Source organism: Cysteiniphilum sp. GTC20157 (assembly GCF_055396795.1).
Genome location: NZ_AP044698.1, coordinates 1,266,519 through 1,283,726, shown reverse-complemented (window position 1 = coordinate 1,283,726; position 17,208 = coordinate 1,266,519). Strand labels below are relative to the sequence as shown.

The 17,208-nt window shown below is 37.9% G+C and carries 9 protein-coding genes; all 9 read right to left on the bottom strand.

The genetic code is table 11. The features are described from left to right. Window positions 1-210: 210 nt before the first annotated feature. The 9 genes from ACZ5V8_RS05825 to ACZ5V8_RS05785 all read right to left on the bottom strand — a co-directional run bounded on the left by ACZ5V8_RS05825 (window position 211) and on the right by ACZ5V8_RS05785 (window position 17,015). The gene (locus ACZ5V8_RS05825) at window positions 211-1,683 is read right to left on the bottom strand and encodes an SGNH/GDSL hydrolase family protein (RefSeq protein ID WP_464217026.1); all 1,473 of its coding nucleotides are present in this window, start codon (window positions 1,681-1,683) and stop codon (window positions 211-213) included. Between the two features lie 20 nt (window positions 1,684-1,703). Beyond that, complete coding sequence (locus tag ACZ5V8_RS05820) at window positions 1,704-2,138, bottom strand: hypothetical protein (RefSeq protein ID WP_464217025.1); 435 nt, start codon at window positions 2,136-2,138, stop codon at window positions 1,704-1,706. Window positions 2,139-2,148: 10 nt separating this feature from the next. Next, on the bottom strand, window positions 2,149-2,757 hold the full coding sequence (locus ACZ5V8_RS05815) for a hypothetical protein (RefSeq protein WP_464217024.1): 609 nt from the start codon (window positions 2,755-2,757) through the stop codon (window positions 2,149-2,151). Between the two features lie 208 nt (window positions 2,758-2,965). Beyond that, entirely contained in the window at window positions 2,966-3,640 is a 675-nt protein-coding gene (locus ACZ5V8_RS05810) for a transposase (protein WP_464217023.1), read from the bottom strand. 64 nt (window positions 3,641-3,704) lie between these two features. Next, window positions 3,705-4,214 carry a helix-turn-helix domain-containing protein gene (locus tag ACZ5V8_RS05805; protein ID WP_464217022.1) on the bottom strand — a complete coding sequence of 170 codons (510 nt, stop codon included), beginning with the start codon at window positions 4,212-4,214 and terminating at the stop codon, window positions 3,705-3,707. A 57-nt stretch (window positions 4,215-4,271) separates the two neighbouring features. Then, window positions 4,272-5,291, bottom strand: a complete 1,020-nt coding sequence (locus tag ACZ5V8_RS05800; RefSeq protein ID WP_464217021.1) for a hypothetical protein — start codon at window positions 5,289-5,291, stop codon at window positions 4,272-4,274. 355 nt (window positions 5,292-5,646) lie between these two features. Continuing rightward, a complete protein-coding gene (locus tag ACZ5V8_RS05795; RefSeq protein WP_464217020.1) occupies window positions 5,647-7,113 on the bottom strand; it encodes a sphingomyelin phosphodiesterase in 1,467 nt (488 codons plus the stop codon). Window positions 7,114-7,387: 274 nt separating this feature from the next. After that, window positions 7,388-7,900 (bottom strand): hypothetical protein, encoded by a 513-nt coding sequence (locus ACZ5V8_RS05790; RefSeq protein WP_464217019.1) that lies wholly within the window; start codon window positions 7,898-7,900, stop codon window positions 7,388-7,390. A 10-nt stretch (window positions 7,901-7,910) separates the two neighbouring features. Beyond that, window positions 7,911-17,015, bottom strand: a complete 9,105-nt coding sequence (locus ACZ5V8_RS05785; RefSeq protein ID WP_464217018.1) for a hypothetical protein — start codon at window positions 17,013-17,015, stop codon at window positions 7,911-7,913. Window positions 17,016-17,208: the final 193 nt, after the last annotated feature.

The following is a 17,208-nucleotide window of genomic DNA, read 5'->3' as shown; positions in this document are numbered from 1 at the left end:
CAAAATGATCATTGATTTTTTGGTGCGCATTTTTAGCATGATGCCATTTAAGCTTGCTTTGGCTCCATTGTTGAACCTTCTGCTGGTTTGGTTTGCCAAAACAAAATTATTATTACTTGGATCGCAATACATAGCCAGATAAAAGGCTAACGAGCCTTCTTGCTTAGCATTAGGCAGGTATGGATAAAAAGCTTGGTAGGCATTCTCGAGTTATTTAACCCCAATCTGGTGCATTACATACTGATAAAGCGCTTTTTGTACCTGATACGTTGGATGAACATGATCCCAGAAAGCATAGCGCCATGGGTCATTACACATTTGTCCACTGGTTGAAGCCATAATCGTTGCTTTGATATCAGCAGATAATGGCACTTTATTAATGTACTCTAGATTATTTTCACCCGTTACATTTTTCATCAGCAACATTCGATAAAAAGCATTTGGATCCTCAGATTCGGCATTTAAATGTGTTGCAAAATATCCACCTTGCCAACAAGATTGCCCTATGACCTTGGGATCTAGTCGCGTGTGATAGGTTTGGTTAAACTGCTCTGGGTCTTTTAACATTGATTCAAACATCTCATCAATACCAATAAATTTAACATTGCTTTGAGAAGCTGCAAACTGCTTTAACAAGGTGTTGTGTAGATTACTGATATAACTTAACACAGCCTCATTACCCAACTCTTTTGATTCAATGGTTAATGCTAAATTTGGTAGTCCAATAATGAGTGCATTATCTGCACCAACTTCACCAATTGATGAAATAATCTTGCCAACAACCTGATTAACCGCATGATCCATTGCCTCTTTGCTCATTGATTTATCAGCTGTGAGGTAGTCATTGGCACCAATAAAGAAGATTGCCAGTTTATTTTCACCTTGCGGCCAGCTTTGTTTATCTAACTGATACATTTTAACCTCTGCCGCTAGATTATAAGGCAAGCCCCGACTCGCCCAGCTTGGTGACAACACAACCGTGGCGCCACCAACCGAGTAGTTGCTCACTTCAACGCCATAAGGCTTGAGCATATTTTTAAGCTGCACTGCCCATACATTGCCATTGGAGAACATGCCACTATAGTAAGGGGTGGATTTAGGAATTAATCCGCCTGAGAAATTATAAATATTGCCTTGATCACTTAAACTATCGCCAAAAATTAAGACACGATTGACATGTTCAAGCGCACTGCCCTTGATGCTTAATGCGCTTCGGCAAGCTGAAACAGTAAAGCTTGGAATATTATAGTTACCTGACAAGGTATAGCTATGCCATGATTTTTGATAATCCTGAGCGAGATTTCCATGTTCAACCTCAATCTCACCATTTAGCTTCTTAAATGTTGCATTATTACTTGTCCAACCATTATTTAATAGATATTGCACACTGCCTGATGGCTCCTTATCATCTGTAGAAGACGCAAAAGATATACGAATATCTGAGGTGGTATGACTAAATTTATTACTATTGGTATATCTTCCTGCTAGGTAATATTGATTGGGTGAAACTTCTGTACTGAAACTTGATCCGGCATTATCGCCATCTAGCTTAAAAGTCACTGGATAAGGGCAATTATTCTCTAAGATCAATTCTGATCTAGCATCAGCATTACTTAGCGTAGCACACCCCATTAAAGATAATGCGATAACCATTGATAGTGATTTTTTATTTGTACTAAACATATATGACTCTTTCCTATATTTTAACAAACATTGATACGTACTTTAGGTGTACCACTTGGACGGTTCCACCAAGTTGATGTCTCATTAAGATTCTCCGTCCACCAATTATAAACAGACATCGTCAGTGCCCCTTGTAAAGGAGCAACATACATGGTATTAGTCCACAGCCCTGGCGTTAATGTTAAGCTGATTTTGCCAATGATATTTACAATAGAATCCCCTGATTCTTTGACCGTAATTTCTTCATTTAACGGTGGTGAGTTATAGCTTGCTGTTGCAATTTGCCCTAATGACACCTCAGCATCTTGCGCAATAACTTTTTTTAAGTGTGTTTCCTTCGCTGTAATCTCAATCGGGTTAACACAATTGTTTTTAACCGTGACATCAATACCAACATTTGCCAAGGCTGCCACAGGTAACAAACAGCCCAAACTATATATATGTTTTATCTTCATTTTGCTCTCCTTAACTGACGATATGTTCGATAATATCCTGATAGTCACTATTGTTCTTGATGTAATGATAATTAAATGACAGCAACCCTCCATACCCATAAGTATTATAAGGATCCCATAAATAAACCGTAGCACTCTTTGTTGGAAGACCATTTATACCTAAACTGGGTGCCTCAAATTGCAAACCGTCTTTTGATAACTGATCAAAGGTTAAATAGTAATAATGACCATTGAAATTAAACTCATCTGCATTCTGTGCATAGAAGTATTCATTATCATAACGTTTGCCAAGCTTAGCAACAGGCGCAATCCCTTGATAAATATAATTACTCTGTGTGCCAAAATCTCCGGATAGTAACACACGTTTTTGAGCACTTGCACCTGCTTGATCAACAGAGTTTTTCACTGCCACAATCCAACTTTGATTACTCGGCAGCAATGATGTCCATGGATAGAGCGCGTATTGTTTGAAGTTATTTTTTAACACACCAACATGCTTAAATAACTCTAGTGCACTAAGTGATGACTTATCATAAGATGCAAGCTTTACATCGGCATTACAATGGTCAAAACCTGACTCACCCATACATTGATTTAAATTGCGTTCAATCGTAGTCATATTACTTTTGGCAGTATCTTTAAAATGGGTCAATATGCGACGCAGGTCACTACCATCCTCTGTGAGACTTGATAAACTTTGTGCCGCTGAATAAATACTTGCCTGCGCATTGTATAAATCAAAGAGTTTTTTTGATTTCTCATCAAAATACTCTGGTGCTTTCGCATCTTCAACAATACTACTACCTCATCCTTTAAATAAGTAAATATTATGTCGCCTGTAGAACTCTCCCCTTATATGTCCATTTAAATGGCTTAGCCAATACATCATTAAAGTACCCAATAAATGCCGTTATTTTATCTTTAAGCTCAACTGTTGACTTCGTAGATAAACGTTTAAGTAATCGCTTAACCAAAATGCTAAACCATATCTCAACTTGATTAAGCCATGAAGCATGTTTCGGTGTATATACAAACCGAATACGATGTGAACTATCTTCAAGAAACGCTTTACGTGTTTGCATGTTTTTCAACACGCCATGTTTGCCTTTTTCACCAATATCCACCCCAGTAATACCACACAAATTAAGCACTAGCAAAACCAACGCTTCAGACATGTGCGTATTTAATTGATCAACAACGAAAACCCAATTAGCCTTAGGCTTCGTTTGCACTGTTTGCTCGACATGATTCTTGAAATCTTCTTCCGTTCTGGTATCACCTATGGTTGGAGCAATTATTTTACCTGAAGCAATATCAAAATTTGCAATTAAACATTGTGTGCCATGGCGTTCATAGCTGTTATCAACGCGTTCACAATGATCCAGATTCATTGGAGTGATTTGACGCTCCAATGCCTGTATCCCTGTTTTCTCATCACAACTGACCACTTGAAGCATGTCATTGTCCTTTTCATCATATGCTTTTTGATAGGTGTTGCACACTTGCGCTACTTCATGATCAAATGTGGCTTGATCCTCAATGGGTGTGTGTATCCACTGTTTTACCTTATGGGGCTTTATATCTGCCTGATTTTAAAAAAACATGTAGTTGGGAAATTGAAATGCTGTCCACTATTTGTCGTTTAACTAACTCTGCAGCCAAACTTGGTAAACTCCAATGACTTAAAGGAAGCCCTGATTTTTCTGGTGCTTCGCAAGCAACGCTTATAATTTTACAAATTTGCTCTGCGCTAAACTTTGCAGGTGTTCCTTCTCTAGGTAGATCATCAAGTATTTCGCATATAGCTCGCTCATACTCAATACCTTTTATTTCTTCTCGTTCAAGGCATGCAAGTTTTTCTGAAGCATTATTCCAACGATCACGCCATTTGCCTACCGTGCTAGCTACTATATTCAACTCAGAAAGTGTATCTTTTGTGCGTCTATGATCTGCGCTGTCAAGAATAATCTTGGCTCTTAGTTTATAGCGATATTGTCCCGTATTTGATGTATGCAGTTTTGACAGAATATGTCTTTGTTTTTCAGTCAGAATAATTGCTTGTTTAGCCTTTGCCATTGTCGCTTTAATAGTCAGTCATTTATAAGGATTTATTATACTACATTTTGTCTTTGTTTATTTAGAATATGCAGCACTACTGCTATCAATCTCTGAAGGTAGTCCGATATTAACCGCACCCGCTGATTTTAATTGTGAATACGTTTTTGCTTTGTCAATTTGCTGTAACTGATACGAATAACCCGTGGTTGTTTTATCATCAGCAATATACTCCATAATTGCATTGGCAACACCAATACACTTATCCATGTTATCGGCATTACAATATAAAAATCCGTCTTTAACGTCCTCTTTATTTAGAATTGAATTAATTGATGATGGATTGCCGCCAACTTGCTTAATCGTAATGCTGATACTTGTCTTAAGACCAAGATTCTTTGATGCGGCTTTAACACTCATCAATGCATCAACGAAGGTAGCATAGCTGATATTAAGTTGCGACTTAAACTCACTCATAGCAACGGATGACTCCATATCAATATTAATTGAAGCTAACAAATATGAACCTAATGATTGCCCAACAACAATGCTACTACCGCAACGTTTTGCAAATAACTGTGGTGTCTGGCGATACATCTGGCCATCTTGATTGAGTTTCACACGTGAATTTAAACGCACTTTGCGATAAGTTTTTGATAAAAAGGTAAGCCTTAATGCATTACTTTTATTTTGCTGTGAGCTCAGATAAGAAGCCTGCAAACTGCCAGATAGTAGTCCATAATTACCTTTAATTGTTGAGTTGATATTAAGCTCTTGGGCAAGCTCTTGCTGTTCTTTGATAAACTTCAAGCTCAGACTCCCTTCTGAAGCACCAAAAGAAACCTCATCATCTTTGGGTAGTTCTATACAATTAACCGCCGCTAATGCATTATCTAGCGGCATTACACCAACGCCAAGTTCAGCATAGTCAATCACCGCCAGTGGGCTACCTACAAGTGATTTTAGTTGTATGTTATTAGTTTGATCACCGTCTATATGATGACGAATCGTTTGATATTGTTTAATCAGCTCAGTTGCACTGCCAACACTGACACCTGAGATGATTGCTAATGTAATTAATGCCATATTCCTTATCATTTCTACTCTCCTTTTATAACGATATCTTATTTACTATTACCCCTATTGCTCTCTCCTGAGAAATTTCTTCTATTAAGTACCTAAGCAATGGTTTGTAATAATTCAAAAATAAGTTGAGCTTCAATTACTCCCCTCACCCGTGCAGCTTAAGCTGCACGACCTCTCCCGCAAGGGGAGAGGTACTAACTGACGCAACTTATTCTTGATTCATTACTTTACTGGTAATCATGGATATTCGGGTCAAGCCCGAACATGACGACTTGTAGTCACTCTCGGACTTGATCCGAGAATCCAAAAAACACCTGATAATATTTGCATAGTTACTTATTTCGATACTAAGTAAATTATAAAATTATTAATAAATAATCTGGCTTTCTAATGCGAAATGATCCGATAAATCAAGCATCCCATAAGGTGCATAAGGCACTTTAAGTCCACCATCATACATAGCATTCTCATCTGGCGCCCTTAGCACCAAAATTTGTGAGGTTTGTGTTATTGGTTGCGCGTAATCTTTCATAGCTAAAACATAATCCAACATTTCACGTGAATCATCGGTGTTCATCTTATTCTTAGTGAAATCAGATGAATAAGGTACTAATGTTTGGTTAATCCAATGCGGTGCTTGTAATACATGCGGCATGATATTGCGATTATACTGTACTCTATCTTTTTCCCACCAATTGATATTTAAATCCCCTGCCAATAATACTGGCTCAGTATTTGGAATATTTCTGCTTTGAATAAAGCTATATATTTGTTGAAATTGTCGATCTCTTGCTGCAATCGCCTTTTCATCATTCCATGCTTGAGTATGCGTACCAAAGATATTGTAAAGCTTGCCTTTTTTATCGATTTTAACCCACTGAATCGCCTTGTGTGCACCACAATCTGAACCTGCACAATCACGATAGATTAGTGCATCACTTTGCACAATAGGCCAACGACTAAATATGACTACACCACTGGTTAACCTTGGATCAATTTCACTAGGACAAACTGGACCATAGTGATAAGGATAAGATTTGTTCATTCCGGCAATAAAGTGCTCACGATGAGATTTATCAAATAACTCTTCAGCAATAACAACGTCATAATTCTGGATTTTAGTAGGTATGATCTTTGCTCTTTCACTCGCCATATTCATACGCGTATTCCCTACGGCAAAGTAAAAAGGATTTAACTGCACATTATAGGTTAGCACATTTAATACATTAGCCTCTTCATTGACCTTAGATGCCAATGATGGCTGTGGCGCATCAAGCACAAAGAAAATATCATCGGTACTTTGCACACTAGCGCCGTGATGTACAATGCCTACATATAAATTAAAGACTTGTCCATCATGTGTAAATATCTCTTTTTTGCTAATAAGCTGAGTATTATAAGGAAAGCTTCCTGGTGTTGGTTTGCGATCAAAAAGTGTTATTTTGCTACGCCCATCATTCGTGTGTACTTCACTATCTGAAGACATAACACTAGAGCCAACCCAATCCCCTCTAATACATAGATTAAAATCAATGCGATTAAATGCTTTTTGATGACTTAGATCTGCTAATGTACTGACAAAGCAATATGTCTGACCATTTTTAATCCCTTCGTTATAGTTAATATCAAACAAAGGCGCATATCCATAAGGTGAGACATCATGATCATATCCCTTGTATGCACTAGTAGAAATTGCTTGTGACGATGCGCCTGCATTGAAAGAGGACTGCGCTTTCACTGCCTTATTTGTATTATTAATAAACTCAATATGATATTCCCCATATGACAAACCGCTACATAATAAACTGAGCACCCAGATAGATTTTCTCATCATTGCTTCCTGTTATCCTTTTTTATTTTTAACCCATCATTGGTTTAATAAAATTCTAATCACTTAAAAAATTTTAAATAACTAGTAAAAGTACTCAATAGTTATATCTTAGGTTTTTTCCCTCTTAATCACAAAATGACAAAACCTGAAATAAAAGTAATCTGGACTATTGGTGGTATCTGTACCATATCTGTTATGGCAATTTCAGCCGTTGCTATTTTTTTATTGTAAAAATCTGCGTTTCAGCGCAGCTAATCAAAATCTAAATGTAACTCTATTACTCTGTAATTGATATGGACAATGCTTTACCACTATTATCACTATCGCTAGAGTTGGCTTTGATATCAAAATCACCTAATGGCCCAATACCATGAATAGTAATAGAACCCCTTCGCTGATAAGCCCACGCATAAATTCCACCTACTATTGTATAACGCACGTAGTGACTAGGTATGACATAGCTAAATGAAATATTCCCTCCTTCTGACGAACAAAAATTCTGCTGCGCCCGAAATGAGTACGACTTTAAGGTTTTTTTATCAATAACATTAAATGACATATCAGGTCCCCAAGTTAACGAAGCCTCTCCAACCAATTTGGTTTCATTACATGTAATAATATATCCATGATTTTCATATCTATTATTACAATCAATTTTGAAACTAGGGTCATCCATCCATACTTCTAAATAATTACAAGGTCGAGAATCAGCCAATACTAACTGACTAACTAATAATAAAATAACCCCAAATCTTAGGCGCAATCTAAAATTCATGTATGTTATAAACATTTTTACTCCATTAAGGTAATTTAATATTTAATGAACACCGTTGCTCTGGCACCACCACAACGCCTGAATTCAAGCAATCTCCTGTTATATATGGCTTTATAGCTTCGGGTATCTGCATGCTCAAGTTTTTAATGGATGCATCACCTGTATTTTTAATCCACAACGTTCGACTTTCATTTGGTTTTAATGCGATCGAGCTAATTTCTTGGTCTGCTTGATTAACATAAATTATATGTCCAGATAGCTTTATAGTGAAAGGTATTGCCAACGCGACATCTTTTACCCATGCTGATGAGTCCGCCACTAAATAAATTGTACCTTTATACACCTGACCAGCTATTAGCTCCTCCGATGTATCAATAAGTTTAAGTTCAATTCGCGAGTATTCACCACCTGCATTTACTTGTGGCTTTATGGATTCTAATGGATGACCAGCATTGCTCATAGAAAAAGTAGCTTTCACGCCATTATTCAATCTAATTTCCACCAAAGATTTGCCCTGAGCTTCAATCCAACTGGTTTCGTCTGGACCTAACAACATCGAGCTGTATGCTTTATTCACTATATATCCAACTCTCTTACCTGGACCAGGCCAAAATTTAGATAAGTTGTTCAAAATTGAATCCATACTAACATAATAGTCCTGATTTAAATGTGTAATTGCCACCTCAGGGATATCAATAGGTAATACTTTAGTTGAGGTTGCCAAGCTAACAGCTTGCCCATCTTGATATGATAAAGTGGCTTCAAGCTTTGCATCCACTTCTCTCTGTGGCGAATACATTCCTTCAATAACACACATATCTTTGGGAGCTATATTACTCCATATGCAACTGTTTTTCGTGACTTTAAACTCATCTGTAAAGTTAGTACCTAACTGCAGGTTGTTTGCTTGGTACTGCGAGCTATTATTAGTAAATGTAAATTCAACTGGATATGGTACTTTATATTGCATTTTTTGTGGCAGAGGTTTTGTCACTTCCCCAGTAATAAAATTTGCTTTTTCTCTATTGATATGAAGGTTAACTGTGTTTGTTCTAAAACCTTCTATATCAAGAGCATATATAGGAATATCAAAGCTCAATCCTTTAACCTCTTCAATAAATGATATCTTAAGAGGCCACCCCCCATCAGTTTTAAACAAAGAGTTACCTATCACAAAACGACTAATTGCTCGAGCAGTTTTACCCTCTTTTCCTGAATATGACAGTGGGACATTAAACTCTTTTGCTCCATATGCAATGGTAATAGTATTTTGGGAAAGCTTAAGCACAGGTATTCTATCAGGATCTGCTATAACCGTATATGTCACGGTCGTAGGTTTACTTCTCGCACCAGCGTTATCCTCAACCTCTACAGACACACTATAGTTATTAGACTTATTAGCACTATAAGCTGGCGCAGTAAACACTGGATTATAGACATTGCCTGCACTTAAACAATTACCACAACTCGCACTCCAGTAGTAATTATTACTTGGAATACTACGCCCTTTTCCAGCTGTTGCTTGCGCATTTAGGCGTATACTCTGACCTTCAAGAATCTCTTGATCTGTGCCTAAAGTGACACTTGGTGCTAGTACTGCATCTGGCTTAACTTCTACTGAATGCTGCGCATTTGCTTTAAAACCTTCACTATCGGTCACCTCTACAGAAATGTTAGCAGTTTGCCCTGCTGATTTATATTGAGGTGCTTTAATAGTAACTTGTACTTGATTAGCACCACTAATAATTTGCCAAGATGCCGGAACATGCCAAGTATAATTGCTTATACTTCGCCCGCCATTGGCTTGCGCATCAGCAGTTAAGGCAAACTCAGAGGATTCTACAATAGAGGTTACTCCATTGATACTAACTGTTGGTAAAAAATCATTATTAGGCGTTACTTGATAGGTCACCTGACCAGTTGATGATTTGCCGTAAGCATTCGTCACCGTTAAAGTGAAAGTATATTGATTGTTTCCATTAGCACGATAGGCTGGCGCATCAAAGCTTGCATTTAACTGATTCGCATTATTAATTACAATATGAGAATCTGATACCTGCCAGTGATAGCTAAGTGTTTGATCTGGTGCACTTGTATCACCCTGCACAATGGCGTTTAAAGCTTTATTAGTTTGCTCAGTGATATTACCATTATCTGGCATTGTAATGCTTGGAGCCTTGTATATTATGACAGTTAAAGCCACATCGTATAGCAATTGGTAACCAGAATCAGGGCTTTTGACACTTATTAACACATTTCCAGTATAACGACCTGCGTGTGCTTGATCATAAGCGGCTGTTTTCACCAACTGAAAAACCATTTGGTTTTTATCTAACATTTGATCAATTAATCTATTTAATGGAAACCAACGATAGCCATCGATAAGACTTCTATACCCCTTAAAATTAAAGCTTACAACTTTGCCTTGCGCATTTTTAAGCTCTGCGCTAAAAGCCGTGTGATCAGGATTGCCAGTCGCTTCTTTATCAGTCAACTTACTTGGCAAACCAGACACTTCTGTATTTGCAGTTGCTTGCAGATCAGCTACATTTACATAAGCAAGCAGCTGAGCATTGGTATTGATAAACTTATCTTTGTAATCCAAAGTAGCACCGGAAAAACGGCTATCATCTTCTTTTGCAAAGTCCCAATGTAGAGCTTTAACTTCGGTAGCTATGGTGCTTCCAGCACTAGCTACCATCTGCGCTTTATTTGTATAAACTACTTTTATCGTGGGCGTATACGCACCTTTAGTCGTTGTTTCAAATACAGCATTAATCTCACACGAGTCACCGACGCCTAAGTTTTCAGAGCACGTAAGACTACTTTGCTGCAAGCCATTAGAGAAAATAAGGTTACCTAAGCCTTTGGCAATTCGATTGCCTTGATTTATCACGCGAAATTTTACGTTATAAGGCTGATTAATCATAATATTTTCAGGTAATGGTTTTGTCGCTACAATCTGTAATTGAACATTTTCAATCACATTAATTATTATCGATTGCTCCGTCTGCACCCCAGTATTATCGGTAACGGTTAATTTAAGCGCATAGCTATTTGAACCATCTTGATTGAACATAGGTGCAGTAAACTCTTTATGCGTATTATCTCCTGTTATATGTGCCACAGCAGATCCAGACCACTGATAGTCTTCAATACTTCTTCCGGCGCCTGCATTTACTATTGCGTGAATATCTATTTTCTGTCCTTCAACAACACTATGGTTTCCGCCTAATACCACCGTTGGCGCTAGAGCACTGTCCGCGTCAACAGATATAGTTAACATCGCTTGATCACTTCGTGTTCCTGTGCTATCAACAACAGTTAATGCAACCTCACCTTCTTGGCCTAACCTACTATACGCTGGTGCTTTTAAGGTAATATGTTTCCCTTCTTTATCTCCTACAACCTCCCAACCCTTAGGAATTATCCAATGATAATTATTCTCTGGAATATTGCGCCCACCTTTGGCTTGCGCATCAGCACTTAAGGTGATCTCTTGACTTTCTGTAACTTGTGTACCGCCTTGGATTGTTACCGTCGGCTTTAGAGCGCTATTAGCTTCTACAATATACTTAAGTGCTTTTGTTGAGGTTTGTCCCGTTGAATCAGTCACTGTCAGCTCCAGCTGATATTCATTACCATTTAACTGATAAACTGGCGCTGTAAAACTAGGACTTAAAGTGTTTGAGCCATTTAACTGAATACCACCATTAGCTACCCACTTGTAGCTTGTAATTTGACGCTGTCCTTCTGCTTGTACCGTAATATTATCAACATTTACTAGCTCACCTTCCGTTACTTTTCTTACAGGATTAACCATGATAATCTCAGGTTTAAGCTTTGAGTCAGGCATAACAATAATAGTGTGACTGACTGGCGCACTTGACTGTTGCGTGTCATCTGTGACAAATACACTCACCTCAAGCTCATCTTCAGATGATCCACTATAAGCAGGGGCTTGTAAATGAAGCTCATGCTCATCACTTGCCCCATCTATTTTCCATGCCTTATTTTTTATTAGCCAATGATAGCCATTTGTAGGAATACTTCTGCCATTACCAGCTTGCGCATGCGTTACTAAGATAATGTCATCACCTTCAATTACCTCACCATTCTTATTATCACTAATACTATTTATAATAGGGTCTTTACTGCTATCAGAGGTTACGATGATATTAATAGATGCAGGCTTACTTTGAATTCCAGTATTATCAATTGCAATCACTTGCAATTGATATTTATCCTCATTTCCCTCAAACCTTGGTGCTGTAAAGATCCTTTCTTGATCATGACCTTTTAAATGCGCGACGGCTGAACCAGAGAACTGATATCTACTAATTGATCGACCATTACCTGCTTGGGCAATTGCATTAATAGTAATGCTTTGCCCTTCAATCACCGTACGATCACTACCTATACTCACCGTTGGCTTTAAATCTTCATCTGGCATGATTTCAATGCTATGCTCTGCTTGAGCACTCTTGACACCTACGCTATCAACCACTGAAACTTTAAAGCTTCCTTTAACACCTACTGTTGTATATTTAGGCACTTTTACTGTTAATTGTTTATGATTGCGATTGCCTATAATCTCCCAACCTTCGGGCACCAGCCAATGGTAGTTATCCTCCGGAATATTGCGCCCACCTTTAGCTTGTGCATCAGCACTTAAGGTGATCTCTTGACTTTCTGTAACTTGTGTACCGCCTTGGATTGTTACCGTCGGCTTTAGAGCGCTATTAGCTTCTACAATATACTTAAGTGCTTTTGTTGAGGTTTGTCCCGTTGAATCAGTCACTGTCAGCTCCAGCTGATATTCATTACCATTTAACTGATAAACTGGCGCTGTAAAACTAGGACTTAAGGTGTTTGAGCCATTTAACTGAATACCACCACTAGCTACCCACTTGTAGCTTGTAATTTGACGCTGTCCTTCTGCTTGTACCGTAATATTATCAACATTTACTAGCTCACCTTCCGTTACTTTTCTTACAGGATTAACCATCGTAATCTCAGGTTTAAGCTTTGAGTCAGGCATAACAATAATAGTGTGACTGACTGGCGCACTTGATTGTTGCGTGTCATCGGTGACAAATACACTCACCTCAAGCTCATCTTCAGATGATCCACTATAAGCAGGGGCTTGTAAATGAAGCTCATGCTCATCACTTGCCCCATCTATTTTCCATGCCTTATTTTTTATTAGCCAATGATAGCCATTTATAGGAATACTTCTGCCATTACCAGCTTGCGCATGCGCTACTAAGATAATGTCGTCACCTTCAATTACCTCACCATTCTTATTATCACTAATACTATTTATAATAGGGTCTTTACTGTTATCAGAGGTTACGATGATATTAATAGATGCAGGCTTACTTTGAATTCCAGTATTATCAATTGCAATCACTTGCAATTGATATTTATCCTCATTTCCCTCAAACCTTGGTGCTGTAAAGATCCTTTCTTGATCATGACCTTTTAAATGCGCGACGGCTGAACCAGAGAACTGATATCTACTAATTGATCGACCATTACCTGCTTGGGCAATTGCATTAATAGTAATGCTTTGCCCTTCAATCACCGTACGATCACTACCTATACTCACCGTTGGCTTTAAATCTTTATCTGGCATGATTTCAATGCTATGCTCTGCTTGAGCACTCTTGACGCCTACGCTATCAATCACCGAAACTTTAAAGCTTCCTTTAACACCTACTGTTGTATATTTAGGCACTTTTACTGTTAATTGTTTATGATTGCGATTGCCTATAACCTCCCAACCTTCGGGTACTAGCCAGTGGTAGTTATCCTCAGGGATACTGCGCCCACCTTTGGCAGTTGCTTTTGCTGCTAATGTTATCTTTTGCCCCTCTACAGCCTGTGTATCCGCTGTAATTTCAACACTTGGTTCTAATAGCGCATCTGGCGTTACCGTATAAATAACACTACTAGACTCACTAACAATACCTGCATTATCCGTCACACTCAACGTTAGTTCATACTTATCTTGCAAACCTCCCTTATAAGAAGGTGCTGTAAAAACTGGTTTTAATATATTAGGGTCACCTAAATAGCTTGCACCATTGCCACTCCAATGGTACGAAGTGATAGATCTACCTTCTCCAGCAATTGCACTAGCAAGTACTTGATGGATTTTACCTTCTTCTACTGACTGAGCTAACCCCGCATTTGCTGTTGGTTGCTTTTTACTATCGGGGAGCACCTCAAGCGAGGAGAAAACGGTTTGTTTATTGCCCTTATTATCGGCAACAACTAATTTAAAGTCATAGGTATTATGATCTTTATTGTATGCAGGCGCTGTCATCTGTACTGTTTTTTGCGCACTGTCTACAATATGAACACATTTTGCAAAGACCCACTGGTAGTGTAGACTTTTACCCTCTGGAAAAATAACCGGTGTCAGTGAGTCATTTTGCCCTTCTTGCAATGTTATTTTTTGCGGCAAATAGATTGCATAATCTTGTGTTGAGATGACACTTTTTTTCACTGATTGCATAAATGCAGGATTGCTACTCAAAGACATCAGCACTTTATTATTCTTATCCTTTTCTTCTTGAGCTGGTGATAATTGTCTAATATCATAGGTTTCACCATGATTTTTAGTGCTATAATAAACCCCTTGATCTGCTAGCGTCATATGCTGGTAATTGCTGGAGCTTTGATAAAGTGCTTTAATATTTTCACCTGCTGTGAAATAAAGTAAATATTCGCCAGATTGAGAACGTAAATTACTGATATAAAACGCATCACCAGTGCCAGTAATTGCACTTAACAATCCATATGGCAGAGTGTTATCGACTTCAATTGAGCGCGGTGTTAACTTGACCTTTTCTGATAATTGATACCATGTCAACTGCCCCACCAAATTAACGAGAACATTAATCAATCCATTTTGATATGATAGCGCCATAATATAGTGCGGACTATCGAATAAATGTACCAGTGGCTCTATACGCGTTTTGCTTGCATCCTTTGCTATAATAACATATCTCACCCCACTGTTATTTGGTGTGTTAATCGCAAGTAACGCCTGTTCTTTACCAACTAAAACCAATGATTGAATAGACCCTGCGAAACTCGCAACTTTAGTAACGCTACTGAAGTCACTTGCAATCTGATAAACACTATTTAGCTTAGTCACAGGGTTATAACTTGTCACGAGTATTGCCTGCATACTATCAACATAAAGTAAGTGTTGCAGAAATTGTGGATAGGTTTGAGAGAGTGTTAATGGAAATAGTTGCTCATTACTATACTTAAATAACGTATTACTTATGTCATCACTTGCAAAATAAATATCTCCATGCTCATCTGCTATGGCGCTATGTATTGATTTGATCATAGGATCTAGTTTAGCAACATCTATCGTCTGACTGTCTTGAGAGTCTTGTGATAGCAATATATGAATTTGACTACCCATATTTGCCAAAACACCATGTATAGGGAAAATATAATCTTTGGTGTTAAATAAGTTATTTTTAATATCTAAGGTTGCCGGCTCACCTCCTGCTTCCACCTTAAACTGACACACCTCATGACTTGCTAAAGTAACTTTTTGATTTATAAACTCACAGGCATGCCTTTTTAGCTGACTACTAACATCAACACCCTTACTCAGTATCTCGGTGCTAACAGTCGTGTCACTGCCATTATAAAGCGTGTACAAATAATCAGTATCATTTATTTTATGATAAAAACGCCAAAACTTTTGCCCTACAGGTTTAACATAAATAGGAATCTCGGTATCAGCTTGTAAATTGCTATCAAGTGCATTAATTTTTAAGTAATAGGGCTCACTATCTTGTTGTTCTTTGAGCGGTGGCACATAACGATAATATATCTTACAAGCTTCGTTTGGTTTAAGTGATGTCAGATGCAAGCAATCCTGTGGCTGGGGGAGATAGGAAAAACGCTGATCTTTAGCAAACTCATTATCATCAAAATTGACTTGGGAAAATCCCTGCCAAGCAAATGGCGAATCATTATGTATTGTGAAATAGTACGACTTACTATTGCCTGTAAATATTGGCACGTCCGTTTGTAACTTTATTGGCGCCACCATAATTTTACCCGTATACACTTCAATTTGCTTATCAAACTGCCCTGTTATACTAACATAGCCTGAACCAAAGCTATCTGCATCAGCAATAAGCCATAGACTATAACGTTGATTCGCTTGCAAGATGCCACCAACGAATAAAGGGTTATCGCCATCGATTTTTACACCTTTTGGCAACACAATATCCACAGAACTTATTTTTAAGTCATGCTTAGGTACGATCGTCATTTCATAGCGTTGGTTTGGTTGGCTAATATATACATTATTAAACGAAAATGCCTGACTGTTATACGTTTTCAGCTGAATATCATTACGCATGTTTGAAGCGCTAATCGTATATACACCTTGGTTTAATGACGAGGTCAAATAATCTGTATTAAGCGAAATATCCGCAGTAGCTAACGCGGGGATTACCTGCTGCCTTGAGACAACTTTATTATTATAAGACAACGCAACATTATTTAAAGGAATAACACTTGGATTAAATAGTGTCACACTATTTGTATCATGACTCAGAAAAATATCATTATTATTTGTAGATAAAAAATTAAGTATCGGCTCATCCAATAGTGCATTACCTTGCGGCTTAACCGTTGTCGAAAAATGTTTATAAAATACCTGGTTTGTTGTCGTGCTCACAGTGACATCAAAATTAAGCGCACCTAACTGACTTGCCGTAACATAAAGAGGGATTGTACATTCATCTGCAAAACTTCTAAAAATGCCCTGATTATTAAAGCAGGTTTCCGCACCTGCTAAATCTTTGGCTAAACTGACGTTTTTATTGTTGATAAAAATATTTGTGATTTTAACGTTATGATTTACATCCGAATGATTGCCAATAATTAAGGGATCCCCCTTATCATTGAAGAGTTTCAGGACTAATACAGCCTTACTATGCTCTTTTATGTAATGTGGCAGACTAATATCGGTGCCAATGGATATTCTAGCTTCATCAGCTCCGTCACCTTTTGCGCCACACCCAGCAATAAGTAAAAGATATACTGCAAAGCATAAATATCGCACATAGTTAAAACAAAGCATGTTAAAGACCACCCCATCATATTTGTTTTTTTAATCAAATAGTTTCTTCAAACAGATTATATCGGGCTAAATATTTGATCATACCTAGGGTTTTTACTAATGAAGCAATCACGAGAACCCGTCTGTTGGAACATTAACCAACGACATTAATGCTATAAAATGGCTTGTAAGTAGCTAAGCCATAGTTTATTGG

Coding starts and splice junctions, on each gene's coding strand:
- ACZ5V8_RS05825 (WP_464217026.1), bottom strand. CDS start 1,683: ATGTTTAGTACAAATAAAAAATCACTATCAATGGTTATCGCATTATCT.
- ACZ5V8_RS05820 (WP_464217025.1), bottom strand. CDS start 2,138: ATGAAGATAAAACATATATATAGTTTGGGCTGTTTGTTACCTGTGGCA.
- ACZ5V8_RS05815 (WP_464217024.1), bottom strand. CDS start 2,757: ATGACTACGATTGAACGCAATTTAAATCAATGTATGGGTGAGTCAGGT.
- ACZ5V8_RS05805 (WP_464217022.1), bottom strand. CDS start 4,214: ATGGCAAAGGCTAAACAAGCAATTATTCTGACTGAAAAACAAAGACAT.
- ACZ5V8_RS05800 (WP_464217021.1), bottom strand. CDS start 5,291: ATGATAAGGAATATGGCATTAATTACATTAGCAATCATCTCAGGTGTC.
- ACZ5V8_RS05795 (WP_464217020.1), bottom strand. CDS start 7,113: ATGATGAGAAAATCTATCTGGGTGCTCAGTTTATTATGTAGCGGTTTG.
- ACZ5V8_RS05790 (WP_464217019.1), bottom strand. CDS start 7,900: ATGTTTATAACATACATGAATTTTAGATTGCGCCTAAGATTTGGGGTT.
- ACZ5V8_RS05785 (WP_464217018.1), bottom strand. CDS start 17,015: ATGCTTTGTTTTAACTATGTGCGATATTTATGCTTTGCAGTATATCTT.